The organism is Achromobacter pestifer (genome assembly GCF_902859625.1).
In the GTDB taxonomy this organism is placed as follows: domain Bacteria; phylum Pseudomonadota; class Gammaproteobacteria; order Burkholderiales; family Burkholderiaceae_B; genus Achromobacter; species Achromobacter pestifer.
On sequence record NZ_CADIJX010000006.1, the window covers coordinates 42296 to 68258 of the forward strand.

The following is a 25963-nucleotide window of genomic DNA, read 5'->3' on the forward strand; positions in this document are numbered from 1 at the left end:
GCGCATTGACGCCGTTTCGATGAAATTGTCTACCTGAATACATCATGACCGACAGCAATCAACCCGGCTTGTTCGACCCCACTCCGCCCGACGACGATGGCGACGCCAACGCCGCCATCACGCTGGCGCGCTACGCCGAACAGGCCTATCTGGACTACGCGGTTTCCGTGGTGCGGGGCCGCGCCTTGCCCGACGTGGGCGACGGGCAGAAACCCGTGCAGCGCCGCATTCTGTTCGCCATGCAGGCGATGGGGCTGGCCGCTGGCGCCAAGCCAGTGAAGTCCGCACGGGTCGTCGGCGACGTGCTGGGTAAATACCACCCGCACGGCGACCAGGCTGCCTACGACGCCATGGTGCGCATGGCGCAGGATTTTTCGCTGCGTTATCCGTTGATCGATGGCCAGGGCAACTTCGGGTCGCGCGACGGCGACAACGCCGCCGCCATGCGATACACCGAAGCGCGCCTGACGCCCATCGCCAAGCTGCTGCTGGACGAGCTGGACGAAGGCACCGTGGACTTCGTGCCCAACTACGACGGCAGCCAGCAAGAACCGCAGATGCTGCCCGCGCGCCTGCCCATGATGCTGCTTAACGGCGCATCGGGCATCGCGGTGGGGATGGCCACCGAAATCCCGGCGCACAACCTGCGTGAAGTGGCGCAGGCTTGCGTGGCGCTGATCAAGCAGCCGCAATTGCCGGATGCCGAGCTGCACGCAATGATTCCCGGCCCTGACTTCGCCGGTGGCGGCCAGATCATTACGCCCGCGGCTGACATCGCGCAGATCTATGGCGTGGGCCGTGGTTCGCTGAAGGTGCGGGCCCGCTGGCAGTTCGAGGAAATGGCGCGCGGCCAGTGGCAATTGGTGATCACCGAGCTGCCCCCGGGCACGTCGGGCCAGAAGGTCCTGGAAGAGATCGAGGAAATCACCAACCCCAAGGTCAAGTCCGGCAAGAAGAGCCTAACCCCCGAGCAGACGCAGGCCAAGGCAGTCATGCTGAACCTGCTGGACGCCGTGCGCGACGAATCCGGCAAGGACGCCGCGGTACGGCTGGTCTTCGAGCCGAAGACTTCGCGCGTGGATCGCGACGAGTTCGTCAACACCTTGCTGGCGCAGACCAGCATGGAAAGCAGCTCGTCGATCAACCTGGTGTGCATCGGCACCGACGGCCGGCCGCGTCAGAAAGGCCTGCGCGACATCCTGGTGGAATGGGTGGCGTTCCGCACCAACACCGTGGTGCGCCGCACGCGCTTCCGCCTGGACAAGGTCACCGACCGCATCCATGTGCTGGAAGGGCGCATGCTGGTCTACCTGAACGTGGACGAAGTCATCCAGACGATCCGCGAATCCGACGAACCCCGCGCCGCGCTGATGGAGCGCTTCAAGCTTTCCGAGCGCCAGGCCGAGGACATCCTGGAAATGCGCTTGCGCCAGTTGGCCCGTCTTGAAGGTTTCAAGATCGAGCAGGAATTGGCCGACAAGCGAAAAGACCAGATCTCGCTGCAAGAACTGCTGGACAACCCCACGACGCTCAAGCGCCTGCTGATCAAGGAAATCGAGGCCGACGCCAAGCAGTTCGGCGACGATCGCCGCACGCTGATCGAGACCGCTGAACGCGCCGTGCTGGAAACCAAGGTGCTGGACGAGCCGGTCACGGTGGTTGTGTCGGAAAAGGGTTGGTTGCGCGCCCGCCAGGGGCACGGCCACGATGCCTCGCAATTTGGCTTCAAGCAGGGCGATGACCTGTATGGCGCCTTTGAATGCCGCACCACCGACACGCTGATCGCGATGGGTGACAACGGCCGGGTGTATTCCGTGCCCGTTGCCGGCTTGCCGTCGGCGCGTGGCGACGGCCAGCCGGTCACCACCATGATCGACCTGGAGTCCGGCACGCGCATCGTGCATACCATCGCCGCGGCGCTGGATACCCGGTGGCTGCTGGCCACGCGCGGCGGTTATGGTTTTGCCGCCAAGCTGTCCGACATGGTCAGCCGCCAGCGTGCCGGCAAGCAGTTCATCACGCTGGAAGAGGGCGACGAAATGCTGCGCCCGGTGCCCTTGTTCCAGGGCGCCACGCAACTGGCTCTGCTGTCCGCCAAGGGCAAGTTCCTGGTCTTTGGCCTGGACGAGTGCAAGTCGCTGTCCGGCGGTGGCCGAGGCACCATCCTGATGGGACTGGATTCCTCGGACAAGCTGGATCAAACGGTGCCGATCAGCGCCCGCGGCCTGCGTGCCACGGGTATCTATCGCAACAAGCTGACCGAGGACATCCTGGCAGGCGACGCGCTGGCCCCGTATGTGGGCAAGCGTGCCCGCAAGGGTCGCCAGCTGGATGTGCGTCCCAAGCAGCCGGTGTTGTCGCCCGTGTTGGGGTGACGGCGTTGCTGGGTGGCTGGGCGGATATCGAATCCGCTTGTGCCGCCGAATGGCCAACGAAGGGAAGAAAAAAGGCGAGCCTGTTGGCCCGCCTTTTTTCTTGAGCTTTTTCTTGACCGGATTCGCGCGCCTGCTATTTAATAGATAGATCAGTCAATCTATTAATTAGTGATGAGAAAAATAGATCCCATCAAGCAGCAGGAGCGCCGCCGCCATATTCTGGATGCGGCGGCACAGTGCTTTGCCGAACACGGCTTTCACGCGACCTCCACCGCACAGATTTGCGCGCGGGCGGCAATGAGCCCCGGCAACCTTTTCCACTATTACGCCAGCAAGGCAGACATCATCGAGGCGTTGGTCGCCGCTGATACCGATGACATCCGCTTGCGGATGCAGGCGGCAAGCACGGCGCCTGATGCGTGCTTGGGGCTGCGTGAATGGGTCGATGGCCAACTGGCGCTGTATCAGGACCCGATATTTGTGCGCCTGGGCATGGAAGTGCTGGCCGAGGCGGTACGCAATCCGCGTGTGCATGCGTTGGTGATGGCCAATGAGGCCGAACGCAAGATAGGTCTGGTGGCACTGCTGGAGGCGGTCTGGGCCGGGCGGGATGCCCCGCAGCCGCTGGGTGACATGGCGGACGTCCTATTGCTGCTGCTGGATGGGGTCTACAGCCGATCTGTGGTGGACCCGGCATTTGACGGTGGAGCGGGTGGGCGCTTGCTGGAATCTGTCTTGCTGCGCTGTCTGCCGGATGCGCCCACGGTTGCGGCGCCGCGTCGAGCAAGGAGCCGGGCATGAGCCAGTCCTTGCCTGCCAACGACCGGCTGGTCCAGGTGGACGCGCTGCGCGGCTTTGCGCTCTTTGGCATCCTGGTGGTCAATATCGGCGTCTTCGCGTCGCCGTTCTTTGGTCCGGGCGTGGAGAGTCCGCTGTTTTCGCGGCCGCAGGACCAGGCCACGGAATGGGTGATTGCCTGGTTGTTCCAGACCAAGTTCTACCTGCTGTTCTCGTTCCTGTTCGGCTATAGCTTCACCCTGCAAATGGCGGCGGCGGAGCGCAGCCAGGCGGCGTTCCGCCCGCGCTTTCTGCGCCGGCTGGCCGGTCTTGCGATATTGGGCTTGGCGCATGCCGTGTTGTTCTATCAAGGCGACATTCTGCTGACGTATGCCTTGCTGGGGCTGCTGTTGCTGCGGTTTCGCAATGTGGATCCCCGAACGGCGTTGAAGACCGCCTTGTGGCTGATTGCGCTTAGCGCGGCGTTCTGGGGGCTGACGGGGCTGACCAGCTTGCTGGGCCCCGTACCGCCCGACTATGCGGCGGAGTACCTGGCGAATGCGCAGGCCGCCATCGAGGCGTATCGGGGCTCTATCGGCACGACGATCGCACAGCACATCAAGGAGTTGACCGAAAGTGTGTGGCTAGTGATCCTGCTGGTGCAGGGGCCGTCCGCGTTCGCCATGTTCCTGGTGGGTTATGCGCTGGGGCGCCGCAATGCGCTGGCGCAGCCGGGCAGCCATCCGCGCACGCTTTGGCTATTGGTGGCGATCGGGCTCGTGCCGGGGTTGGCAGGGTCGGCGGTGTATGCGACGTCCTTGTTGCCGTCCGCGGGGCCAGCCTGGGAATTGCCGAGTCTGGCGCTGGACCTGTTGACCGCGCCGCTGCTCAGCATGTCGTACGCGGCGGCGTTACTGCTGTCGCTGCGGACTCGCGCGGGCGCATGCCTGGGGGCGTGGCTGGCACCTGCGGGCAGGATGGCGTTGACCAACTATCTGATGCAGTCGGTCGTGTGCGCATTCGTGTTCACGGGGTGGGGGCTGGGCCTGTTTGGCCGGCTGCCGCCACTGGCGACCTTCGGGATCGCCGTGGCGGTTTACCTGGTGCAGTTGCCGATGTCAGCCTGGTGGCTGCGCGGCCACGCCTACGGTCCCGTCGAATGGGTGCTGCGCGCGTTGACGATCGGCGGCTGGCCTGCCTGGCGCCGTCCGTAATGCTGTCCGCAACGCCGTCCGTAACCTGGCGGAAGCTCCTAAGCGTCAGGCACGCGCTTCGGAGATGGCGGCATCGATGGCGCTAGCCAGCCTCGCCGTCAATTGATCCAGTTCGTCATCCGAGATGATGAAGGGGGGCGCCAGCAGCACGTGGTCGCCTTGCCGGCCGTCGATTGTCCCGCCCATCGGGTAGACCATCAGCCCTTGGGCCATGGCGTGGCGCTTGATGCGGGCATGCAGCGTCAACGCAGGGTCGAAAGTCTGTTTCGTGGCGCGGTCTTGCACCAGTTCGACACCCATGAAAAGACCGCGGCCGCGGATATCGCCCACATGCGGATGCTGGCCCAGGGCGTGTTCCAGCCGCCGACGCAATCCATCGCCCTGCGTGCGGACCCGTTCCAGCAGGTGGTCGCGGCGGATCACGTTTTGCACTGCCAGTGACGCGGCGCATGCCATGGCATGGCCCAGATAGGTGTGGCCATGTTGAAAAAAGCCGCTGCCTTGTTGCATCGCCTGCACGATGCGCTCTTGCGCCATGACCGCGCCAATAGGCTGGTAGCCGCCGCCCAGGCCCTTGGCGATGGTGATCAGGTCTGGCACGATCCCTTCCTGTTCCACGGCGTACAGGGTGCCCGTGCGGCCCATGCCGCACATGACTTCGTCGGCGATCAGCAGCACGCCATGACGGTCGCAGACTTCCCGGATACGGCGGAAATAACCTGGCACGGCGGTCACCGCGCCCGATGTCGCACCCACAACGGGCTCGGCCACGAAGGCCATCACGGTTTCCGGGCCCAGACGCTGGAAAGTCTGCTCCAGTTCTTGCGCCAGACGCTCGCCGTATTGCTCGGGCGTTTCATCGGCTTGCTGGTCGCGGTAGGCGTAGCACGGCGACACGTGTTCTACCGGAATCAGCAGTGGCGCGAACTGCGCGCGGCGCCAGGCATTGCCACCCACCGCCAGGGCGCCCAAGGTGTTGCCGTGGTAGCTCTGCCGCCGGGCCACGATATGGCGGCGCTCTGGCTGGCCGGTTTCGACGTAGTACTGACGCGCCATCTTCAGAGCGGCTTCAATTGCCTCGGAGCCACCCGACACGAAGTAGGCGTGCGAGATCCCGGCGGGCGCGTCCTCGACCAATCGCGCGGCCAATTGCTCGGCAGGTTCCGTCGTGAAAAAACTGGTGTGGGCATAAGCCAGCGCGTCGATCTGCGCATGCATGGCGGCCTGCACGTCGGGGTGGTTGTGCCCCAGGCACGAAACCGCGGCGCCGCCCGAGCCATCCAGGTAGGCGCGGCCGGATTGGTCGTAAAGCCAGACGCCCTGGCCGCGCACGGCGACAGGCGGCGTGGCGCGCAGGGATCGATGCATAACGCGGGTGCTGGTCATTGGAATGTCCCGGGTGGCAAAGGGTAGAAGAAGATCATTGCTAAGGGCGTTGGCGGGCGCGCTTGGTGGACGCATCCGACCAGTACACGCCATCGGCATGGAGGCGGCTTTCGATTTCGGTCAGGCGTTGCAGAACGTCGCCGCCGCCTTGGGCGGCCACCCGCGCGATCAGGTGTTCCGCCAGTCCCAGCAGGCCGGCCGTGCTGTGGAAGAACGATCCGGGACCGCGTTGGCCGGACAGGTCAGCGGGGTCGGTATCGGCCGGCGGCGTGAAATGCAGCACGTGCCGGGCGGATAGCGCCACCGGGTTGGTGGTGCTGTCGGTCAGCGCCAGCACGGTCACGCCGCGCTGGGCGATCTGGCGGCTCAGGTGCAGCGTGGCGGCGGGATAGGGGGCCTGCGATATCACGACCAGCGCGTCACCGGCCTGCAAGCAGTCGGCCTCTTCGGCGGGAGCGCCGCCCAAGCCGTCGATCAGGATGCCGTTGCGGCGCAGCAGGTGATAGGCGTAGCGCATCTGGTGGGCAATCCCGAAGGCCGAGCGCAAACCCAGGAAGCCAACCTGCCGGGCCGCCAGGAGGGCGGCGGCGGCAGCATCGAAGCTGGCGTCGTCGTTGCCCTCGCAAACGGAAGCGATGGCTGCTGTCTGTAGGTCGGTCAGCGCATCGTGTCTTTGCAAGCCGGCGCGGTGTTCGCGGGATGCTTGCAAGCGCGCGGCACGATCCCGCAGGCTGGCGGCGGACCCGCCCGCCAGCAGGCGCTGGAAGGGGGCGCGGAAGGTTTCATAGCTGTCGTATCCCGCCGCGCGCGCCATGCGCAGCATCGTGGCGGGGGCCACTCCTACTGCCTGGGCCTGGCGGCGCATGGACCACAGGGCCACCTCGGCGGGGTTGGCCAGCACCCAGGACGCGGCGCGTTGCAGTTCCGCGGGCAGGTCGGCGGCCAATTCGCGCAATTGATCCTGGAAGGCAGTGGTCACGATGGGGGAGGGGGGGGTGTGAATAAAACAAATGGTACTTCTATCATTGAATAAAAAACAAATGTTTTATTTACGAAACGTAAACCGCATTCCAACGAACTGTAACGCCAGAGTTTCCCTCTGAACCCATGGGGAATATGCGTGTGGAAAGCACGGAAATGATTACAAAATCAGCGTAAATCCGGTTTGACAGCGCAGTGGTGGACCCATATCATTTGAGCAGAAATCAATTTAACTGAACTAATTCAGTCATGAATAAACAGACCGTAACTGACCCCTCGCAGCAGTACGACCTGCGCATCTTGCGTGCCTTGCGCCGCATCACACGCTCGATCGCACTGCATTCACGCCAACTGTCCGCGGTGAGCCACATCACCGCGCCGCAGCTGATGTGCCTGCGCACGGTCATCGCCAACGGGCCGCTGACGGCCACGGCGATCAGTCGCGAGATTCACGTCAGCCCCAGTACGGTGGTCGGCATCCTGGACCGCCTGGAAGACAAGGGGTTCATTCGTCGCGAACGCGGCCGCGAAGATCGCCGCATCGTATTTGTCACCGCCACGGACGCCGGGCGCGAATTGGCGCAGCAAGCGCCGTCGCCACTGCAAAAGCACCTGGCTGACGCGCTGAACGCATTGCCTGAGCTTGAGCAAGCCACCATCACGCTATCGCTGGAACGCATCGTGGCGCTGATGGAGCAAGAAGGCCAGGCAGTTGCCGCCGACGCGCATGGCGACGTGTCGTCGCCCATCCTTGAAGTGCCCACGGGCGGGGCACCCCCAGAATCGGGAATCGTTGCATGAAGAAACACGAACTGGATCCTCCAACCCTCTCAAGTGCCGTGGCGCCGGCGGTTCGCGCGCAGACCCATACGATGCGTCTGCCCAACCGCAAAGACGGCGCCGCCATTCACCGCCTCATTTCCGAGTGCCCGCCACTCGACCTGAATTCCCTCTACGCCTACTTGCTCCTGTGCGAGCATTTCAGCGACACCAGCGTCCTTGCCGAAAGTGCCGGCGGACGTATCGACGGTTTTATCTCCGCTTACGTGATCCCGACCCGGCCCGACGTGTTGTTCGTCTGGCAGGTCGCGGTGCACACCCGCGCACGCGGCCATCGGTTGGGCCGCGCCATGCTTCGAGAGCTCTTGCAACGCAAGGAACTCGCGCATGTTCGTCATCTTGAAACCACGGTGGGGCCTGACAACCAGGCATCGCGCCGCAGCTTTACCGGCTTGGCCGGCGAGCTGGGCGCCCACGTATCCGAACAGCCGTTCTTCGACCGGCAACTGTTCGGAGGCGCGGACCACGACGACGAGATGTTGTTGAGGATAGGCCCGTTCGCATTGCCTGCCCCGTAGGGCAGCGCAACCCCAACGGACTTATCGAAATACCGGGATGGTTTTGCCGATCCGATTGCGCTTGCCGCATCCGGAGGGGCGCTGGCCGTCTGTCAACTTATGAGATGAAAGGGAGGATTAATCATATGGACTTGAAAATCTTTGACCGGATGGAGTCGGAGGTGCGGGGCTACATTCGGTCGTTTCCCGTGATATTCAGCCAGGCCAGGGGGTCGACGCTGATTGATGAGGACGGCACCGAGTACATCGATTTCTTCAGCGGCGCCGGCACGCTGAACTATGGCCACAACAATCCTGTTCTCAAGGAAAAGCTGCTGGAGTATGTGCAGTCGGACGGCGTCGTCCATGGCCTGGACATGGCCACCAGCGCGAAGAAGCGTTTCCTGGAGACGGTGGATCGCGTGCTGCTCAAGCCGCGCAACTGGCAATACACCCTGCAATTCACCGGCCCCACCGGCACCAATGCCGTGGAAGCCGCGCTGAAGATCGCGCGTCAGGTCAAGGGCCGCCCCAATGTGATCTCGTTCACGCATGGTTTCCATGGCGTCAGTGGCGGTTCGCTGGCGGTGACGGCCAACATGAAGTTCCGCGAAGCCTCGGGCTACGCGCTGGGCAATACGACGTTCATGCCCTATGACGGCTACTTCGGCCCCGACGTGGACACCATGGCGTATCTGGAACGCATGCTGGAAGATCCCAGCAGCGGCATGGACAAGCCTGCGGCGGTCATCGTGGAAACGGTGCAGGGCGAAGGCGGTGTCAACGTCGCGACGCTGCGCTGGTTGAAAGAGCTGGACCGCCTGTGCAAGCGCCACGACATGCTGTTGATCGTCGATGACATCCAGGTTGGCTGCGGCCGTACCGGCACGTTCTTCAGTTTCGAGGCCGCGGGCATCCGTCCGGACATCATCACGCTGTCGAAGTCGCTGTCCGGCTTCGGGCTGCCGATGTCGCTGGTGCTGATGAAGCCCGAACTGGACATCTGGAAGCCGGGCGCCCACAGCGGCACCTTCCGTGGCAACAACCTGGCCTTCGTCACCGCGACGCAGGCGCTGGAAACCTATTGGGCCAACACGGCGTTCACCGCCGATATCCAGCGCAAAGAGCGCCAGGTGCGCGATTGGCTGGAAAACCTGGTTCACAGCTATCCCAACGCCGGCTTGTCGGTGCGCGGACGCGGGCTGATCCAAGGCTTGGTGTGCAACACCACGCCCGCCTTGGCCAACCGCATCTCGCAGAACGCCTTCAAGAAGGGCGTCGTCATCGAGACCTCGGGCGCGCACGACGAAGTATTGAAGCTGCTGCCTGCGTTGACGATCGAGGAAGAACTGCTGAGCAAGGGGCTGGACGTGATCGAGGCCAGCGTGGCCGAAGCGCTGGCTGAAGAGGGGCAGTCTGCCCGCATTCTGAAATTTGGAGGAAAACGCCAATGATCGTACGCAACGTCAAAGATGTGATCGGCACCGCCGATGAAGTCCGAACCGACACCTGGGTCAGCCGCCGTGTGCTGCTGAAGAAGGACGGCATGGGCTTTTCCTTCCACGAGACCACCATTTTTCCGGGCGGCCGTACCCACATCCACTACAAGAACCATCTTGAAGCGGTGTGGTGCATTGAAGGCGACGGTTCCATCGAGACCATCGCCGACGGCAAGAAGTACGACCTGGGCCCCGGCGTGGTCTACGCCCTGAATGAGCACGACGAGCACTGGCTGTGCGGCGGCAAAGAGCCGCTGCGCGTCATCTGCGTCTTCAACCCGCCGCTGACTGGCCAGGAAGTGCACGACAAAGAGGGCGTTTACGCCTTGCCTGAAGCCCACGCCAAAGCGGCCTGAAACAAGACAAGGAGGTTCGCATGATCTCACCTGCACAGGATCCGTACGCCTCTCGTACGGATCGAAGTTCCGCCATCATCGCCCGCCAGGATCCGGTGGTCTATGACAATGGCCAATACGCCAACGCCATCTCGGGCGAGCAAGTCGGCCAGTACGAGCGCGACGGTTTCCTCTTGTTGGAAAACCTGTTTTCGGAAGCCGAGATCCGCGCATTGTCGGCCGAGGTCGAGCGCATGACGCGCGACCCGTCGATCGTCCGGCGCGAAGAGTCCATCACCGAACCGGGCAGCAATGCCGTGCGTTCCATCTTCATGGTGCACGTGCTGAATCCGGTGCTGTCGCGCCTGGTGCGCGACCCGCGGCTGGTCAATGTGGCGCGTCAGATCCTCGGGTCCGAGGTCTACATCCACCAGTCGCGCGCCAACATGAAGCCCGGCTTCAAAGGCAAGGAGTTCTACTGGCACTCCGACTTCGAGACCTGGCATGTCGAAGATGGCATGCCGTCGATGCGCGCGCTGAGTTGCTCGGTGCTGTTGACCGACAACAATGAGTGCAACGGCCCGCTGATGCTGGTGCCCGGTTCGCATCGGCAGTTCATTTCGTGCGTTGGCGAGACGCCGAACGACCACTACAAGCAATCGCTGAAGAAGCAAGAGTACGGCGTGCCCGACCCGGTCAGCCTGCAACTGCTGGTGGAGCAGGGCGGCATCCGGTCGATGACGGCGAAGGCCGGCTCGGTGGTGTTCTTCGACTGCAACACGATGCACGGCTCGAACAGCAATATCTCGCCGTGGCCGCGCGCCAACGTGTTCATGGTCTACAACAGCATGGAAAACACCCTGAATCCGCCCAAGTACGGGCTCACGCCGCGTCCCGAACACATCGCGACGCGCAAGGGATTCAAGGCGGTGATGCCGCTGGATGCGCTGAAACTGGTGGGTGGCTAGGCTACCTGCCAGGCGACGCTTTCCGAACCCGGGCCTGGCCCGGGTTTTTTCATGTCTGCCGGGGGCGTGGGCGCCGCAGGCACTCTGCTATTCTTTTGCGGATTCTTCAGCTGACCTTCCGCCTCCATGTCCGCCCGTATCCTCAGCTTGCACATTTACCCGATCAAATCCTGCGCAGGCATTGACCTGTCGGAGTCTCCCATCGACCGCGCCGGACTGGCCCACGACCGCCGTTGGATGCTGATCAGCGCCGACGGCCAGTTCATGACCCAACGGCAATGGCCCGCGATGGCGCTGATCCGCACGGCACTCACCGCCGACGCGCTGCGCCTGTCCGCGCCGGGCATGGCCGATCTGGACGTGCCGTTGGATGGATCCGGCCTGGAGCCGGGGGCGGAAACCGTGGCGGTATGGAGCGACACCATTTCGGCCCAGCGTGAAAGCGCCGCCGCCGGGCAATGGTTTTCCGATTTTCTCAAGACGCCTTGCCGTTTGTTCAAGGTGGATACGGCGGCGCGGCGCAACGCCAAGCCGGATTGGGTATCCCGGTGGGTTGACGCGCATCCCGACTTGGCGGATGCGTTCACCGGGGAGCACCACTTTGGTTTTGCCGACGGTTTTCCCCTGCTGATCGCCAACCAGGCATCATTGGACGACCTGAATGCCCGCTTGCAGGCCAAGGGCGTTGCGCCCGTGCCGATGAACCGTTTTCGGCCCAATATCGTGGTCGACGGCGAATGGGAACCCTTCGAGGAAGATCACACCGCCATGATCACGGCGGCCGGTGTCCGGATGGCTTTCGTCAAACCTTGCACCCGCTGTTCGATTCCTGACATTGACCAGCGCACCGCGCAGCAGTACGACGAGCCGGGCCGCACGTTGGCGGGCTATCGCAATCTGGAAATCGGGGTGGTGTTCGGCCAGAACGCCATTCTGGACGCGCCGGCGGGCGCTCGACTGAAGGTGGGCGACGGGGTCGAGATCGAACTCGATTTCTGACCCGCCGCCCGGCCTTGGCGGGGCTTACACCGAGGACATCTTCAGGCCGATCAGGCCCAGGACGATGAGAGCGACGCTGGCGATGCGCATCCAGCTAGTGGATTCGCCGAACAGAACGATGCCGGCCACGAAGGCGCCGATAGTGCCGATGCCTACCCAGACGGCGTAGGCGGTGCCTAGAGGCAAGGTTTTCATGGCGACGGCCAACAGCCAGACGCTGATGGCCATGCCGCCCGCCGTAATCAGGGACGGCCAGAGGCGGGTAAAACCGTGGGTGTACTTCAGCCCGACGGCCCAGACGATTTCAAACAGGCCTGCGAGAACCAGGATGATCCAGGTCATGTACGACTCCTACTTTGCGCTGCCAGCGGAATGCTGGCGTTGAGGGGTCGTCCCCGGATAAAAAACACCGGCCATTTGACCGCGCGCAGCAACGGGCCGTCCCGCTGCGGCAAAAATTATAGAATAGCGGCTTCCAACGGCAAAACCGGATGCCGGGCATCACTTTAGCAACGTTTCGCGGGCCGGGCCGCGAACCAGGATATTTCTATCATGCAACGCATCATGCTGCGGGCAAAGCTGCACCGCGTCACGGTCACCGAAGCCGACCTTCACTACGAAGGATCTTGTGGCATCGACGAAGACCTGCTGGACGCTGCCGGCATGCGCGAGTTCGAACGTATCGAACTCTATAACGTCACCAACGGCGAACGTTTCGACACCTACATCATCAAGGCGGCCCGCGGTAGCGGCGCCATCTCGTTGAACGGCGCCGCTGCGCGCCGGGCCCAAGTGGGTGATCTTCTGATCATCTGCACCTACGGCCCCATGTCCGAAGCTGATTCCGCCACGCACAAGCCGCAAGTGGTGCTGGTGGACGACGCGAACCGCGTCAAGGAAATCCGCAAGTTCCCGGCCTGAGGCCGGGCCGGGCGTAGCGCCGCGGCCGGCTTGTCCGGCGGGCGCTCTCGTCAACTCTGAACCGTTTCATCATGAGCTTCCAGGTCATCATTCAACCCAGCAAGCATCAATTCCCGGTCGAGCCCGGCCAGACCGTGCTCGACGGCGCCCTGGCCGCGGGTATCGTGCTGCCCTATAGCTGTCGCAACGGCGCGTGCTCCACCTGCAAGGGCAAAGTGGTGTCCGGGGAGTTCGACGCCGGGCAATATCCCGCTCAGATCCTGTCACCGGAAGAACTGGCCGACGGCTACACGCTGTTCTGCCAGGCCCGCCCCGAATCCGACATGGTGGTTGAATCCACCGAAGTCCGTCTGGCCAGCGACATCCAGATCCGCAAGCTGCCCTCGCGCGTGCAGACCCTGGAGCGCGTCGCACCCGACGTCACGGTGATCAAGTTGCAACTGCCCGCCTCGGAGCAGTTCCGCTACTACGCCGGCCAATACATTGAAGTCATCCTGAAGGATGGCCGCCGCCGCAGCTATTCGATGGCCGGTGCGCCGCATACGGGCAGCCCGCTGGAGCTTCACATTCGCCACATGCCGGGCGGACTCTTCACCGACCACGTCTTCGGCGCGGGCGACACGCAGATGAAAGAGCGCGAAATCCTGCGCCTTGAAGGGCCATTCGGCTCGTTCTTCCTGCGCGAAGACAGCGACAAGCCGATTGTGCTGCTGGCCAGCGGCACGGGTTTCGCGCCGGTCAAGGCCATCGTGGAACACATGATCCACAAGAGCATCAGCCGCCCGGTCACGCTGTACTGGGGCGGCCGCCGCCCGCGCGATCTGTACATGGATGCATTGGCGCAGTCCTGGTTGGGCCTGCTGCCGAATTTCCGCTATGTGCCGGTCGTGTCCAATGCGGTGCAGGAAGATGAATGGACCGGCCGTACCGGTTTCGTCCATGAGGCCGTCATGCAGGACATTAGCGATATGTCCGGGCACCAGGTCTATGCTTGCGGCACGCCGCTGATGGTGGATGCCGCCCGACGCGAATTCAGCGTGCAGAATGGCTTGCCGCCGGAAGAGTTCTACGCGGACGCATTCACCTCCGAAGCCGACCTGGCGAAAGCCGCGTCGTAAACCGGACGATATGAACGCCAAGGGCGGAAATCACAGGGCTGAAATGCTTGGTGACTTCCGCCCCTTTTTATAGGCGGATCCCGCCAGGATAAAGGCGCCCCCTCGGGGGAGCAGGCACCCAAGGCGTGTGTCGCGTGTGGGAGCATTTTTTACGTAGGCGGGGGCAATTCGGCAGGGTAAACTGCCTTGGCAGCGGCTTGCCAAGGGAGGCGGACATCGGGTCCGAGAACCTATTTGGTACGCAAGGAGCAATGCGGGCATGAAAGTAGCGGTATTGGGTAGCGGCATTATCGGAATCTCCAGCGCTTGGTGGTTGAGCCAGGCGGGCCATGACGTCGTGGTCATTGATCGCTGCACCGGTCCCGCACAGGAAACGAGCCTGGCCAATGGCGCGCAGATCTCGGTTTCCTACGCCGAACCCTGGGCCAATCCGCAGGCCCCGCTCAAGCTGCTCAAATGGATGTTCCAGGATGACGCCCCGTTGCTGTTTCGTCCGCAGCTGGATTGGCGGCAATGGATGTGGGGTCTGGCTTTCCTGCGCGAATGCCTGCCGGGCCGTCTGGCGCCGAACATCCGGGCGATGGTCCGCATGGCGGAATACAGCCGCGCCACCTTGCGCAGCATGCGCGCCGAACTGGGTATCGAATACGACCACCTTGAACGCGGCATCCTGAATTTCTACCGCGACCCCCACGAATTTGAGAACTCCCAGCGCGCCGCAGGCCTGATGCGCGATTTCGGCGTTGAACGCCGCGTGGTCACGGCCGATGAGGTCATCGCCATTGAACCGGCTCTGGCTCCGCATCGCCAGACCATCGTCGGGGGCGACTACACCCCCGAAGATGAAAGTGGCGACGTGCATCTGTTCACGGTCGCGCTGGCTGAACGCTGCGCCCGCGCTGGCGTCGAATTCCGCTACAGCACGCGGGCGACGCGCCTGCTGACCCAGGGCGGCACAGTGCAAGGCGTTGAAATCATCGAGCCGGACGGCCGCTACGGCGTCGTCGCGGCCGACGCCTACGTCGTGGCAATGGGCAGTTTCAGTCCTAATCTGCTGCGCCCGCTGGGCATTCCCTGCAACGTCTATCCGGCCAAGGGCTATTCGGCGACGTTTCCGGTGCTGAAGCCGGAAGCCACTCCCACGGTCAGCTTGACGGACAGCAGCCACAAAATCGTGTTCTCGCGCCTGGGAGACCGGCTGCGCATGGCTGGCACGGCAGAGCTTTCGGGGTACTCCCGGGGCCTGAACACCAGCCGTTGCGAAGCCCTGACTCGCTTGGCGCAGGAACTCTTTCCCGACGCGCTCGATTTTGAGCGCGTCAGCTATTGGTCGGGCTTGCGCCCGTCCACTCCCTCTAATGTGCCCATCATCGGCCGCAGCCGTATCCCCAATTTGTATATCAATACGGGACACGGTACGCTCGGCTGGACGATGGGTGTTGGCTCGGGCCGGGCACTGGCCGATCTGCTTAGCGGACGGCGGCCAGAACCGGAATTCCCTTTTCTTGGTCTGTGAACCTATGAAGAATCTGCAATTGGCGGGCGTTGCCCGCGCGATGTTCGCCAGCCGGCGTGCATGGGTGTTTGGCGCCGCCATGGCAATGGCAGGCGTGGCGAACGCCGCTCCAGTGGAAATCCAAGTCTGGCACACGCTGTCCGACGCAAACAAGGCCGAGTTTGAAAAGCTGGCCAAGCAATACAACAAAGAACAGGACCAAGTCAGCGTCAAGCTGCGCGCGTTCGGCACGCAGGACGCGCTGGAGCAAGAGGCCGTCACCGCCGTCAAGGCGAAGAAGGCGCCCAATCTGGTGCAGCTGACTGACAACCATTCGCCTGAAGTCGTGGCTCAGCACAAGGCCATCCTGCCGATGTACGAATTGCTGGCCAAGTACCCGATCAAGGACCTGAACTGGTTCGTGCCGGCCACCAGCAGCTTCACGCGCGACGGCAAGGGCCGCCTGCTGGCCTTCCCGTGGATGGCCGAAGTCCCGGTGATGTTCTACAACACTGCCGCCTACAAGAAGGCCGGCCTGGATCCCAACAATCCCGCCCGCACCTGGAGCGGCTTGCAAGCCGAACTCCTCAAGCTGCGCGACGTGGCCGATATTGATTGCCCTTACGCTTCCAGCGATCAGGTCACGGTCCACCTGGAAAACCTGGCGCCGATCAACGGGCAGCAGTTCACCAGCAACAACAACGGGCTGGATGCCATCACCAAGAAGAGCGCGGCGCCTGCGATGCAGTTCGACACGCTCTACATGCGCCACATCTCGCTGATGGTCAGCTGGAAGCGGTCGCTGCTGTTCATGGCGCATACGGGTGATGCCTCGGCGGACAAGCTGTTCGCCAAGGGCGAGTGCGCCGTGCTGACGGCCAACTCTGGCGCCTTCGGCACGTTCCTGACTACCAAGTCCTTGTCGTTCGGCGTGGCGCCGGTGCCTTACTACGATCAAGCCACCAAGACCGCCGGCCAGCCGTTTGTCAGCGGCTCCGCGCTGTGGGCGCTTGACGGCCGTCCGCAAGCCGAAGAAAAGGCCACCGCGCAATTCCTGGCCTGGCTGTCCAAGCCGGTCGTGGCGGCCGAATGGCATCAGCGCACGGGCTTCCTGCCGCTGACCGAAGCCGCATTCCGTGCGTCTGACGTGTCGTTCTACAAGAGCATTCCCGGCGCGCAAGCCGTGGTCGCTTCGATGAGCACGCGCCCCGCCAGCAATAGCCGTGGCTTCCGGATGGCGAATTACAACCGTATCGAACCGGTGCTGAATCAGCAGCTGAACGATGCCTTTGAAGGCAAGGTTCCGCCCGTGTCGGCCCTGAACAATGCCGCGACGCAGGCACGCAGCATCGCCGCGCAACGCTGATCATCCAGAGGGATAGCCGGCAGCGCAAACGCCTGCCGTCTTCGCTCTCAAGAAACCCTGTCCAATAGGACAGGGTTTTTTTTCGTCTATCGCCAGCTCCGGGCGGGTGGATCAAAGCATCCATGCGTACATGCCAGTCTGGCGACGCGCCAGCCCCTCGTCCACCATGCCGTTCATGCGTACCACTTCTGGTGCGCCTTCAGCTTGCGGTGAGGCATGGTTCGATTCATTTTCCTGGCGGTGGGCCTGTCCGGCCTGGCAGCTTGTACAGCCTGGCCGGCCAATGGCGGTGCTGGCGGATCCTGGCAGCCCACGGAGCCCGCGACGCGCGGCTTCCGTTTTGACTGGCGCTTGTCAGGCGATCCCGCTGTCGCGCCTGTGCAGGTATTCGACGACGGCAAGGAAGTCTGGCTGCAATTCGCGCCAGGGCAGGCCTTGCCGGCGATCTTTGGCATGCGCGGCCATGGTGAGCAAGCCTTGCCTTATCTTCGCCGCGATCCGTATGTGGTGGTGGTAGGCGAGTGGGACGCACTGCGGTTTCGTGGCGGCAGGTTGGTGGCAAGAGCGGAGCGTGCCGCGGATATTGCGAATGTGGCGATGGAGCCGACGCCATCCCTGCCGGCTGTCGGAACGCTGGCGGCCAGCGGGCCGCTGGTCGCGACATATCCGGAGGTGGCTGCAACGCCTGATGGGGGGGAAGTGGCCTCATTCTCGGAATCCAGCGCGCCCCACGCGGCCGTGACGGCCGCCGCGATTCCGGGCCTTGCGAATTCACCGCCATCGACTGCTTCGACAACGCTGTTTCGGGCAGGGCCGCCGGACGCCACGCTTCGTGCCGTCCTGGCGCGTTGGGCGGACAGTTCGGGATGGACGTTCCAGCCGCAGCATTGGGCGGTGGACGTGGATATCCCGTTGTCCGCTTCAGCGGATTTTTCTGGGGATTTCAAATCCGCCGTGCGCGAATTGCTGGGCGCGACCGAGTTGGCCGAAACACCTTTGCAACCCTGCTTTTATGGCAATCAGGTGCTGCGCGTGGTGCCGCTGGCTCAATCCTGCTCACGCTCGGCAGCGCTGCAAGGAGGCGGGGCATGACGATCAAACGAGTCTTGAATCTGGTGGCGTGCGGGGTGTTGGGAGGTTGCGCAGCATCGCAACAGGCAACGGATTTGAACCGGGCGGCGAACGAACGGCAGGCGGCACTGGCAGGGCGCCATCAGGCATTTGCGGATCGCTTGACGAACCGCCAGGCACGTATCGCCGCACAGGATGTCGCGACGCCTTGGGTCGCGGGCAAGCCGCAGCCGTTGGCGCGTGCCGTCGCGTTGCCGCCCGCATTGCGGGAAAACGTACCGACGACGCTGATGCTGGCCGATCAGGCGGATCTATCGACGTTGGCCCAGCGCTTGGGCGCTGCCACCGGCATCCCGGTGCGGGTGCGTCCCGATGCCTTGCTTCCTCTTGAGCAATTCCTGCCGCGCCTTGCCGTGAATACCGGGTTGTCTTCGCCGGCCCCGATCCGCCTGGAAGTTCGCGATGGGCCGCTGCCGCTCGCCGATCTGCTGGATGCGCTGGCCGCCCGATTCTCCGTGCATTGGCGCTACGTGCGCAACGCGCTGGAGTTCTATCGCACTGAAACACGTGTCTTTGACGTGCGGGCATTGTCGCTTGCCAGCGCGGTGGATGTGCGTCTGGGGCGGTCGGGGACTGAAAGCGGCGAAGGCTTTGAAAGCACATCCAACACCACGTTGTCGGCAAAGGAGCACAACGCGCTGGCGGTTCTGCGCGCCAGCATCGTTCCGTTCCTGACTCGATCGGGGTTGGTCGCGGATGCGGTGGATGGGGCGTCGTCGTTGGTCGTCACCGATACGCCCGAGGCGTTGGAACGAGTCGCGTACTACCTTGAACATGAAAACAAGGCACTGACGCGCCGCGTGAGGCTGGTGTTTGAGGAAATCACCGTCATCGCCCGGCAATCGGCATCGGGCGGAATGGACTGGAACGCGCTTTATGCCGCGGCGGGCGCGTCGGCACGTATCGCCTTGCCCGGCGCGGTTCCGGTAGGCGCGGGTCTGCTTGACGCTGGTGTGGATGGCGGGCCTTTCGGCGGTTCGCAGGCGGTCGTTTCCGCGCTGAGCACGATGGGCGCGATCGTCCGGCACCGCAAAGTGCCAGTGCTGACCTTGAACCGCCGGCCGGTCACGCATGCGATCAGAACCACATTTTCGTATATCGACCGCGTGCAGAGCACGGCGGTCCCTGGCACGACGGCCGGTGGGGCCAATGGTTCGCTGCCTGCGGTGTCGATCAGTCAGAAGGAAGAAACGGTGGGGTCATTCCTGACGCTCTTGCCGGACATCCAGGCAGACGGGCAGATCCTGCTGTCTGTTGCTTATGACAACGCCGTGGCGCAACCGCTGAAGACCATCACCTTCGGAGAGCGCGGCAATCAAGTGCAAGTGCAGCAGATCACGATTGATGGCAATGGCACCGTGCAGCAGATCGAGCTGCGGCCGGGCCAACCCGTCATTCTTTCCGGTTTCGACCGCAGCCAGGAACAGCACGACCGCCAACGGCTTGCGCCTGGCCTGCCGCTGATCACCGGCGGCCAAGACAGCGCCACTCAAGAACGAGAGACCACGTTGCTGCTGGTCACGGCACAGGTTGAAGAAGGGTATTGAGGCCACGCCATGAATCGAGCTCCTCATTTCCTTCTTGTCGAATGTGCGGGCACCGACCGCAAGCTGGCGCTGGGCTTGCGCTGGATGGTACTGATCGGTTCCGACGCATCCGGTCTGGCCCGCGCGCGTGGCCGGCGGCTGCGAGCCACGCACGTCGTCGTTGGGGGGTCTCCCGCTACGGTGGCGGGGTACGGACGGGTGCGCAAGACGTGGCGTCGCGGTGCGCATGCGGGCGCGTCGCCACGGGGGCGGGCGCCCGACATCCAAGCTGCCGCACAGCTATATGCGCTGCGATATCCGGCAGGCGGGCAGTGTCTGATTCCGCTTCCAGAAGGCCGCTATTGGCTGGTCGCGGCTCAGGATGGCACGGTGTTGTCGCAGGCGGACAAGGTGTTCACGTCGCATGACGAAGCCTTGCGCGCACAGGAGCGGCTGCGGGATCAACGCCCCGGTTTGCCCGTGCACGACGCTGATTCGGTATGGGCGGCGTTGCAGCAAGCCGTTGAACCCGGCGCCAGGCTGGCGGTATTGCCATCCCGCTGGGCGGCGTTGCCGCTTGCCCTGCGGCTGTTCCTGATTTGCGTGGGGTTGGCCGCCGCCGCGCCGCCGCTATGGAATGGCCTGATCGTGCAGAGGCTCATGCGGAAGCCGGAAGCGGTTGCGCAGGCACAGGATTCTGAATCGAGGGATCAAGCAGACCGCTATCTTGCGTTGCTGGAAGGCACGCCCGCACATGCACCCGCTGAACTCTTCCGCTTGCTGCACGCCATGGGACGGCTTCCCATCCAGGTGCAAGGCTGGGCGCTGCGCCGTGCGCAATGTGATGCGGGTGCGCGCGCCTGGGAGTGTTCCGCGCGTTACGCGCGGGCATATCCCTTTGCCACGAATCAGCTTCTGCACGCACGCTTGCCCAAGGGGTGGAACGTTTCCTTCCAACCGCTGGAAGAGGCCACATTGTCTTGGCAGGTTGCTTCGGGCGCGGTGACATTGGCCGGGTTGTCGCTGCCCCACGCGCAGCGTGTCGATACGGAATGGGTCACCGCGTTGCAACGCTTGCAGCCGGCATTCGCTTCCATCGCGTTGGCGCCGGCGGTGCCGTTGCCTCTGCTGGTGGCCCCCGGAATAGATCCGTCCGGGCCAGACCTCCCTGTCCGGCCGGTCATCCGGCGCCGTGCCTTGCGCATGTCGGGTCCATTGCGTTCATTCGCGTTATTGCCCGGCTCCCTGCCGGCAGTGCATTGGTCGCGGCTGGCGCTGGATGTTCAGCCGCAGCACCAACCCAGCCTTGTCGCCAGCACGTTGGTCGCCGAACTGCATGGAGAAATGTATGAACAGGAATAGCTTGTCCGCGTGGCTTGCAGCCATCGCCAGGCGCATTGCGTGGGCGCTGGCCGTCGTTGCGGCCATGATGCCGTCGGTGGGCGCGCAGGCGTTTCCGCCCGAACCCGACGAGGCGCAGGCGTGGCCGGAAGTGGAAACGGTGCGGACGCTGTTGCGCGCGGATGCCGCTGCCGCCTTGGCCGATTGCCGGGTGTCCGGCATTTGTCCGCCGGGTTCGGCGGTTGCGTCGCGGGAACCCCTGGCTCGGCCGGAGGACGATATTCGGGTCGCTGCGATATTCGGGTCTGCCAAGCGGCTGAGTGCCGAGGTGCTTGTCAATGGCGCTTTGCTGCACTACCAGGCAGGCCGAGCCGCGCCTGTGGCGGGCGCCGTCTTTGTGGCGGGCGGCTACCGATTGCTTGCCATCGACGGCGCATGTGTGCGGCTCCGCAGGGAAGGCGTGGACCTGACCGCATGCCTGGATGCAGGGAGCGGAACGCCATGAATCGCCTATCGAAACCCTCGCAGGCGCACCCGCCTCATGAACTGCACACTGCCGACGATATCTCCCGGTTGTCGCCAGCGTTGGTCCGTGCGCTTAGCCGTGAATTCGACCTGGCCTCATTGGCTGGCCGCCTGTGCCCCGTGTTGTTGGAAAACGGTGATGTGGCCGTCTTCGCCGTTGCGGAATACCTCCAGGGTGATCCCATCGACGAGGTCGAGCGCCTGGTGCGATCCGAAGGCTACCGCTTGGCGCAGCCGTCCCGTTACGCACTGCCGGCGCCGCTGCTGTTGATGGTCGCTCGAGGCCAATTGACGGGCGCGGGCCTGGGGCGAAGGGGCGGGGGCGCGCAAGCCGAGCGGGTATCCGCCTTGGGCGCGCTCTTCCTGGATATCGTGCGATGGGGCGTGGTGCAAGGGGCCAGCGATGTGCATATCAATGTGAACCAGCGACGTGAATCCTGCGACATCCGCTACACCATCAATGGGGAATATGTCGCCACTGAACGGTTCTCCGGTTTGTCCAATACGACGTTGCTGGAAGTGCTGGCGGTGGCCTGGATGGACGTGCGTGGCGGCAACGGCGCGGTGTTCGATCCCGCGCTTGAACAACAGGGGCGCATTGCGCTTGAGGTGGATACCGTTCACGTCGTGCTCCGTTGGGCGTCGCTGGCCACCGATGCGGGGCCTTCAGTCTGCCTGCGCATCCTGCGCCTGGACGCCACCGCCGATGGCGACCTTCATGCGTTGGGATATCTGCCCGCGCAGATCCAGACGCTGTTGCACGCCCGTGAGCGCGAAGGGGGCGCCATCGTATTGGCGGGTGTGGTGGGGTCGGGAAAATCCACCACGATTGCGGCGCTGATGCGCGGTATTGCTTCTACCCGCAAAGTCATCACCCTGGAGGATCCGGTGGAATACGTCATCGCCAATGCCTTGCAGAATACGTTGGGCGGTGCATTGGCCGAATCCGCGTGGCCCGTGTTCGATGCCAAACTCAAGACCATCAAGCGGTCGGCCATGAACGATCTGCTGATCGGAGAAATCCGCGATGTCGATACCGGCCGTGCGTTCATGGATCTGGCGGGGTCGGGCGTCAGCCTGTACACCACTACGCACGCAGGCTCCGCGGCGTTGATTCCTGAGCGTCTTGCCTCGGAGGCGATCGGTGTGTCGCGGGATTTTCTCGCCACGCCTGGCATTCTCAAACTGTTGGTGTATCAAACGCTCTTGCCCCGCTTGTGCGCTGCGTGCGCATTGCCCCTGGACAGTTTGTGGCGGGGGCCATCGCAATCATCGGGCGGCTCGCCGGACTGGCAAGCGTGGGCCGCCTGGATGCAGCGCACATACCTGCTGGACTTGGAAGCGATCAGGGTCAGGAATCCCGCCGGATGCTCCGCGTGCCGTCGGCCCCAGTTGCAGGAGCTCAATGGCATCGCAGGCCGTAGCGTCGCGGCTGAACTGATCGAGCCAGAACGTCTGGCGGGGTTTCTGGAGCGAGTGCGCAAGCGCGACAACCTGGGTTTGACGCGGCGCCCGCAGGCAATGGATGCGGATAGTTGGCGCGATGTGGCCCGGAGTGGCCTGCGGGCACTGGACTGCGCGTTGTTCAAAGTGAATGCGGGGGAAGTGGATCCTCGGGCCTTGTTGCGCCGGTTCGATCTTCAGGCTTCACCGCACGCCGTGCGCGCCAAGGCGGGGATCAGATTGGGACGACGCGCATGAGTCTCCCGTCATTGCACGCAAGATTCGCACGGGAACGCTCGTTCGGCGTGTATCTGCCGCGCCTGGATGCGTTGCGCTTCCGGGGCCAGCGCGCGGACTACTACGAGTATCTGGCGGACCTGGTGGAAGGGACGCAAGGGCGCAAAAGCTTGCGCGACATTTTTGATGACGATGCGCGGCGCTACGGTCGGCGCACCGTGCGCGGCCGTTTGTCGCATTACTGGGCCGACGCCTATCTGGAAGCGGGTGGGGATCTTGGCGTCGCCTGGTCCGGCACGCTGCCCTCGGATGAATGCGTTCTGTTGAGTTGCGTCCAGGAAGAGGGGGGCGATCTTGCCGCCGCGTTGCGCGATCTGGCTCGTGCGGTTCGGCTGGGTAGCAAGGCCCGCGTTGCCGTGTTGTCGGCGGCGGCGGCTGGCGTGGCGGCTACCGCTGTGGCGCTGGCCTTGCTTTGCGCCATCCCGTTCTTCAGCGTGCCGCGCTTGCTGCGGGTCTTCCAGATGGTGCCGCCGGAAGACTACGGCCGTCTGACGCGCGGCCTGTTCGCGTTGGCCCAGGCCTTGCGGCAATGGTTGCCGTTGTGGCTGGTGTTCAGCGTCGGCATGACGTTGCTCAGCCTCTGGTCGCTGCCGAATGTCACGGGCGCATTCCGGGCCGCTTGCGACCGCTGGCTGCTGTGGAGGCTGTACCGCGATTTTCAGGCGATCCGCTTCCTCTGCCTGCTGGCGGTGCTGGTCCGGCAGCATGGTGCGGCCGATACCCGTTTGCGCCACGCGCTGTCGGTGCAGGCACGGGATGCTCGGCCCTGGATGCACGCACATCTGCAATCCATGTTGAACCGCCTGGACGGTGGCGCGAGCGGTCCCGAGATCTTCAACACGGGATTGTTGGATGAAGAAACGTGGTGGTACATGGCCGACATGATGGATGCGCTGGGGCTGGAGGCCGGCCTGGCGCGGGTGCGCCTGCGCGTCGAATCGCGTCTGCTGGCCAGGGTGCGGCGGCAGGCGGCCGTGCTGCGCTGGTCGCTGCTGATCGGGTCTCTGGCGGCGGTCCTGGGGATCACGCTCTGGCATTACGGCGTCATCGACGAACTGCGCCGGGCCCTGACCAACTTCTACGCAAGCCAATAGCGTCGTCCCGCGTAGGTAGGTTCAAGCGCGAATGCGCGTTCCATTCAATCAACGGAGGTAATGATGCATCAGATACAAAAGGCGCGATCCGGCGCGACGCGGCAGCAGGGATTCTCTTTGATGGAGGTGTCCATCGTGACGGCCATTGTCTTGTTGATCGCGATCGTCGGCATTCCCGCGATCGGGGCATATGTCATCGAAAACAAGGTGCCCAAGGTCGGCGAAGAGCTTCAACGGTTCATCGCCAGCATGAAAATCAATGCTCAAGGCGGGGGTGTCACGCCCTATACCGGCTTGGACACCGGCGCCATGGCGAATGCGCTGCGCGATTCCAGCGTATTGGCCGTTCAGGGCAGTGGGGCGTCGGCGCGCATTGTGCATGGACTGGGCGGCAGCGGGTCGGGACGCAGCGGCGTGGTCGAGGTGGTTGCTGCGGCCTTGGGCGGCGCGGGCCTGGGCTCCGCGTTCACGGTCACGCTGACCAATGTCAGCCATGCCGCTTGCCCGGCGTTGGCCTCCGTATTGCAGCGGATGTCGGAAACCATCTCGATCGGAGGCAGTGCAGGCGCCAAGGTCGTGAAAGATGCACTTGCCACGCCCGCCGTGCCTTACCGCGCTGCACTGGCCCAGGCCCAGTGCAGTCAGGGCGAGGTCAATACCTTCATGTTCACCGCAAAATGATGCGCCAGTCTTGCCTTCATGGTGCGCGGCGTGGCGCGGCCGTGCGTACGAGCCGCCAGGTCGGATTCTCATTGCCGGGTTTGGCGTTGGCGTTGGCACTGACTTCCATCGTTGCGATCTGGGCTTCCAGCCAGGTCGTCCAACGGATCGAGGATTCAGCGGCGCGCTCGGCGGGAGTGTGGATGGCCCAGGTCCGTCAGGCGGCATCCGGGATGCTGGCCCGTCATTTTGACGCGCTTGCGAAAGGGCAGGCGCCTGTGAACGAAGCCGGCGCGGCGCTGTTGGCGGACCCGGCATCCCCCACGGTGTCGGAACTGCGAACCCTGGCGTATCTGCCGGCGGACTTCCCTGAACGCTCCGCGCTGGGCTTTGGCGCGCAGATCCGGGTGCATGCAGGGGGCGGCTGCCCGGGCAAGCGTTGCCGGATCGATGCCCTGGTCTATAGCGCCACGCCGGTATTGAAATCAGGGACGCAGATGCCGGATCTGATCGGCATTGCGTCCGTCATCGAGGCCGCGGGCGGCTACGGCGGGGCAGTCTGGCCCGGCACGCCCGGACAGGTCCGGGGCGCTGCGTTCAGTTTCGATAACCCCTTGGCACCGGGGATGCCCAGCTATCCGCCGGGCACGCTGGCGCTCTGGGCGGGGGCGGGGGCCGAACTGGGGGCGGATGAGCCGCCCGCCTTCCCTGACCTGAATCCTTTCGTCCGCATTGGGGATGCGCGTGACCCTCAACTGGCCGGGGGGCTGACCGTGGCGTCGTCCGTGGCGGCGGGCGCCTACCTGAGCGTGGGCGCCCGAGGCCAGGCGGGGCACGCTTGTGGGGTGGTCAACGGCACGATGGCAAGTTCCTATGCGGGCGATCTGCTGGCGTGCCAATCCGGGGTCTGGCAACCCGCCAGCGGTGGATTTGGCGGAGCGTTCAGCAGTAACAATCGATTCGGCTGCCAGCATTACACGGGTCAATCCACGGCGAATCCGCGTACCGGAGGGTGCTCATGCCCTGCGGGTTACCAGGCAGTCATCGTGTCGGCGGGCGGGAAATGGACCGAAACCGAGGGCTGGACCACGGGCTATGTGTGCGTCCGCTAGGGAGTGCGGCCGTTCCGTTCCGCGCTTTCCCGCTAACCCTCTATAATCAAAGATTCGCCTAAA

At 63.9% G+C, this 25963-nt stretch carries 24 protein-coding genes; 21 read left to right on the forward strand and 3 right to left on the reverse strand.

Annotated features, from left to right (window positions below; genetic code table 11):
• Positions 1 to 44 precede the first annotated feature (44 nt).
• The 3 genes from parC to HV753_RS22085 all read left to right on the forward strand — a co-directional run bounded on the left by parC (position 45) and on the right by HV753_RS22085 (position 4366).
• Positions 45 to 2375 (forward strand): DNA topoisomerase IV subunit A, encoded by a 2331-nt coding sequence (gene parC / locus HV753_RS22075; RefSeq protein WP_175176730.1) that lies wholly within the window; start codon positions 45 to 47, stop codon positions 2373 to 2375.
• A 171-nt stretch (positions 2376 to 2546) separates the two neighbouring features.
• Positions 2547 to 3176 (forward strand): TetR/AcrR family transcriptional regulator, encoded by a 630-nt coding sequence (locus tag HV753_RS22080; protein WP_175176731.1) that lies wholly within the window; start codon positions 2547 to 2549, stop codon positions 3174 to 3176.
• The gene (locus HV753_RS22085; RefSeq protein WP_175176732.1) at positions 3173 to 4366 is read left to right on the forward strand and encodes a DUF418 domain-containing protein; all 1194 of its coding nucleotides are present in this window, start codon (positions 3173 to 3175) and stop codon (positions 4364 to 4366) included. The genes HV753_RS22080 and HV753_RS22085 overlap by 4 nt, the downstream gene beginning before the upstream one ends.
• A gap of 45 nt (positions 4367 to 4411) precedes the next feature.
• Here the strand turns inward: HV753_RS22085 and HV753_RS22090 are convergent, their stop codons facing one another.
• A complete protein-coding gene (locus tag HV753_RS22090) occupies positions 4412 to 5752 on the reverse strand; it encodes an aspartate aminotransferase family protein (protein WP_175176733.1) in 1341 nt (446 codons plus the stop codon).
• 40 nt (positions 5753 to 5792) lie between these two features.
• Positions 5793 to 6731 (reverse strand): MurR/RpiR family transcriptional regulator, encoded by a 939-nt coding sequence (locus HV753_RS22095; RefSeq protein ID WP_246288355.1) that lies wholly within the window; start codon positions 6729 to 6731, stop codon positions 5793 to 5795.
• A 251-nt stretch (positions 6732 to 6982) separates the two neighbouring features.
• Here HV753_RS22095 and HV753_RS22100 point away from each other — a divergent pair, with 251 nt between their 5' ends.
• The 6 genes from HV753_RS22100 to HV753_RS22125 all read left to right on the forward strand — a co-directional run bounded on the left by HV753_RS22100 (position 6983) and on the right by HV753_RS22125 (position 11871).
• Positions 6983 to 7534, forward strand: coding sequence for a MarR family winged helix-turn-helix transcriptional regulator (locus HV753_RS22100; protein ID WP_175176734.1), 552 nt, complete (start codon positions 6983 to 6985; stop codon positions 7532 to 7534).
• A complete protein-coding gene (gene ectA, locus HV753_RS22105) occupies positions 7531 to 8091 on the forward strand; it encodes a diaminobutyrate acetyltransferase (protein ID WP_175176735.1) in 561 nt (186 codons plus the stop codon). Before HV753_RS22100 ends, ectA begins: the two co-directional genes overlap by 4 nt.
• A gap of 125 nt (positions 8092 to 8216) precedes the next feature.
• On the forward strand, positions 8217 to 9524 hold the full coding sequence (gene ectB / locus HV753_RS22110) for a diaminobutyrate--2-oxoglutarate transaminase (RefSeq protein ID WP_175176736.1): 1308 nt from the start codon (positions 8217 to 8219) through the stop codon (positions 9522 to 9524).
• Entirely contained in the window at positions 9521 to 9925 is a 405-nt protein-coding gene (locus HV753_RS22115) for an ectoine synthase (RefSeq protein ID WP_025135189.1), read from the forward strand. The genes ectB and HV753_RS22115 overlap by 4 nt, the downstream gene beginning before the upstream one ends.
• A gap of 20 nt (positions 9926 to 9945) precedes the next feature.
• Positions 9946 to 10872, forward strand: a complete 927-nt coding sequence (gene thpD / locus HV753_RS22120) for an ectoine hydroxylase (protein WP_175176737.1) — start codon at positions 9946 to 9948, stop codon at positions 10870 to 10872.
• A 126-nt stretch (positions 10873 to 10998) separates the two neighbouring features.
• The gene (locus tag HV753_RS22125; protein WP_175176738.1) at positions 10999 to 11871 is read left to right on the forward strand and encodes an MOSC domain-containing protein; all 873 of its coding nucleotides are present in this window, start codon (positions 10999 to 11001) and stop codon (positions 11869 to 11871) included.
• A 24-nt stretch (positions 11872 to 11895) separates the two neighbouring features.
• On the opposite strand, the gene sugE is transcribed toward HV753_RS22125, so the two are convergent.
• The gene (sugE, locus tag HV753_RS22130; RefSeq protein WP_175176739.1) at positions 11896 to 12213 is read right to left on the reverse strand and encodes a quaternary ammonium compound efflux SMR transporter SugE; all 318 of its coding nucleotides are present in this window, start codon (positions 12211 to 12213) and stop codon (positions 11896 to 11898) included.
• Positions 12214 to 12423: 210 nt separating this feature from the next.
• Here sugE and panD point away from each other — a divergent pair, with 210 nt between their 5' ends.
• From panD to HV753_RS22190, 12 genes are all read left to right on the forward strand, one after another.
• On the forward strand, positions 12424 to 12792 hold the full coding sequence (gene panD, locus HV753_RS22135; RefSeq protein ID WP_006224022.1) for an aspartate 1-decarboxylase: 369 nt from the start codon (positions 12424 to 12426) through the stop codon (positions 12790 to 12792).
• Positions 12793 to 12863: 71 nt separating this feature from the next.
• Entirely contained in the window at positions 12864 to 13910 is a 1047-nt protein-coding gene (locus tag HV753_RS22140; RefSeq protein WP_175176740.1) for a CDP-6-deoxy-delta-3,4-glucoseen reductase, read from the forward strand.
• A gap of 259 nt (positions 13911 to 14169) precedes the next feature.
• Positions 14170 to 15426 carry a D-amino acid dehydrogenase gene (locus tag HV753_RS22145; protein ID WP_175176741.1) on the forward strand — a complete coding sequence of 419 codons (1257 nt, stop codon included), beginning with the start codon at positions 14170 to 14172 and terminating at the stop codon, positions 15424 to 15426.
• A gap of 4 nt (positions 15427 to 15430) precedes the next feature.
• Positions 15431 to 16771, forward strand: a complete 1341-nt coding sequence (locus HV753_RS22150; RefSeq protein ID WP_175176742.1) for an extracellular solute-binding protein — start codon at positions 15431 to 15433, stop codon at positions 16769 to 16771.
• Between the two features lie 216 nt (positions 16772 to 16987).
• The gene (locus tag HV753_RS22155; RefSeq protein ID WP_175176743.1) at positions 16988 to 17863 is read left to right on the forward strand and encodes a TrbG/VirB9 family P-type conjugative transfer protein; all 876 of its coding nucleotides are present in this window, start codon (positions 16988 to 16990) and stop codon (positions 17861 to 17863) included.
• Positions 17860 to 19449, forward strand: a complete 1590-nt coding sequence (locus tag HV753_RS22160) for a hypothetical protein (protein WP_175176744.1) — start codon at positions 17860 to 17862, stop codon at positions 19447 to 19449. Before HV753_RS22155 ends, HV753_RS22160 begins: the two co-directional genes overlap by 4 nt.
• Positions 19450 to 19458: 9 nt before the next feature.
• Positions 19459 to 20790 (forward strand): type IV pilus inner membrane component PilO, encoded by a 1332-nt coding sequence (locus HV753_RS22165; protein WP_175176745.1) that lies wholly within the window; start codon positions 19459 to 19461, stop codon positions 20788 to 20790.
• Complete coding sequence (locus tag HV753_RS22170; protein WP_175176746.1) at positions 20777 to 21274, forward strand: hypothetical protein; 498 nt, start codon at positions 20777 to 20779, stop codon at positions 21272 to 21274. Before HV753_RS22165 ends, HV753_RS22170 begins: the two co-directional genes overlap by 14 nt.
• A complete protein-coding gene (locus HV753_RS22175) occupies positions 21271 to 22995 on the forward strand; it encodes an ATPase, T2SS/T4P/T4SS family (RefSeq protein WP_175176747.1) in 1725 nt (574 codons plus the stop codon). Before HV753_RS22170 ends, HV753_RS22175 begins: the two co-directional genes overlap by 4 nt.
• Complete coding sequence (locus HV753_RS22180) at positions 22992 to 24128, forward strand: general secretion pathway protein (protein WP_246288356.1); 1137 nt, start codon at positions 22992 to 22994, stop codon at positions 24126 to 24128. Before HV753_RS22175 ends, HV753_RS22180 begins: the two co-directional genes overlap by 4 nt.
• Positions 24129 to 24191: 63 nt before the next feature.
• Entirely contained in the window at positions 24192 to 24809 is a 618-nt protein-coding gene (locus tag HV753_RS22185; RefSeq protein WP_175176748.1) for a type 4 pilus major pilin, read from the forward strand.
• A gap of 41 nt (positions 24810 to 24850) precedes the next feature.
• On the forward strand, positions 24851 to 25900 hold the full coding sequence (locus HV753_RS22190; protein WP_246288357.1) for a prepilin: 1050 nt from the start codon (positions 24851 to 24853) through the stop codon (positions 25898 to 25900).
• Positions 25901 to 25963: the final 63 nt, after the last annotated feature.

Excerpts from the sequence above, each read along its gene's own strand:
- HV753_RS22150 (WP_175176742.1), top strand. The coding sequence starts at position 15,431 with ATGAAGAATCTGCAATTGGCGGGCGTTGCCCGCGCGATGTTCGCCAGC.
- parC (WP_175176730.1), top strand. The coding sequence starts at position 45 with ATGACCGACAGCAATCAACCCGGCTTGTTCGACCCCACTCCGCCCGAC.
- HV753_RS22125 (WP_175176738.1), top strand. The coding sequence starts at position 10,999 with ATGTCCGCCCGTATCCTCAGCTTGCACATTTACCCGATCAAATCCTGC.
- HV753_RS22100 (WP_175176734.1), top strand. The coding sequence starts at position 6,983 with ATGAATAAACAGACCGTAACTGACCCCTCGCAGCAGTACGACCTGCGC.
- HV753_RS22140 (WP_175176740.1), top strand. The coding sequence starts at position 12,864 with ATGAGCTTCCAGGTCATCATTCAACCCAGCAAGCATCAATTCCCGGTC.
- thpD (WP_175176737.1), top strand. The coding sequence starts at position 9,946 with ATGATCTCACCTGCACAGGATCCGTACGCCTCTCGTACGGATCGAAGT.
- HV753_RS22175 (WP_175176747.1), top strand. The coding sequence starts at position 21,271 with ATGAATCGCCTATCGAAACCCTCGCAGGCGCACCCGCCTCATGAACTG.
- HV753_RS22085 (WP_175176732.1), top strand. The coding sequence starts at position 3,173 with ATGAGCCAGTCCTTGCCTGCCAACGACCGGCTGGTCCAGGTGGACGCG.
- HV753_RS22185 (WP_175176748.1), top strand. The coding sequence starts at position 24,192 with ATGCATCAGATACAAAAGGCGCGATCCGGCGCGACGCGGCAGCAGGGA.
- HV753_RS22145 (WP_175176741.1), top strand. The coding sequence starts at position 14,170 with ATGAAAGTAGCGGTATTGGGTAGCGGCATTATCGGAATCTCCAGCGCT.
- panD (WP_006224022.1), top strand. The coding sequence starts at position 12,424 with ATGCAACGCATCATGCTGCGGGCAAAGCTGCACCGCGTCACGGTCACC.
- ectA (WP_175176735.1), top strand. The coding sequence starts at position 7,531 with ATGAAGAAACACGAACTGGATCCTCCAACCCTCTCAAGTGCCGTGGCG.
- HV753_RS22165 (WP_175176745.1), top strand. The coding sequence starts at position 19,459 with ATGAATCGAGCTCCTCATTTCCTTCTTGTCGAATGTGCGGGCACCGAC.
- HV753_RS22080 (WP_175176731.1), top strand. The coding sequence starts at position 2,547 with ATGAGAAAAATAGATCCCATCAAGCAGCAGGAGCGCCGCCGCCATATT.
- sugE (WP_175176739.1), bottom strand. The coding sequence starts at position 12,213 with ATGACCTGGATCATCCTGGTTCTCGCAGGCCTGTTTGAAATCGTCTGG.
- HV753_RS22090 (WP_175176733.1), bottom strand. The coding sequence starts at position 5,752 with ATGACCAGCACCCGCGTTATGCATCGATCCCTGCGCGCCACGCCGCCT.
- HV753_RS22180 (WP_246288356.1), top strand. The coding sequence starts at position 22,992 with ATGAGTCTCCCGTCATTGCACGCAAGATTCGCACGGGAACGCTCGTTC.
- ectB (WP_175176736.1), top strand. The coding sequence starts at position 8,217 with ATGGACTTGAAAATCTTTGACCGGATGGAGTCGGAGGTGCGGGGCTAC.
- HV753_RS22155 (WP_175176743.1), top strand. The coding sequence starts at position 16,988 with ATGGTTCGATTCATTTTCCTGGCGGTGGGCCTGTCCGGCCTGGCAGCT.
- HV753_RS22160 (WP_175176744.1), top strand. The coding sequence starts at position 17,860 with ATGACGATCAAACGAGTCTTGAATCTGGTGGCGTGCGGGGTGTTGGGA.
- HV753_RS22170 (WP_175176746.1), top strand. The coding sequence starts at position 20,777 with ATGAACAGGAATAGCTTGTCCGCGTGGCTTGCAGCCATCGCCAGGCGC.
- HV753_RS22115 (WP_025135189.1), top strand. The coding sequence starts at position 9,521 with ATGATCGTACGCAACGTCAAAGATGTGATCGGCACCGCCGATGAAGTC.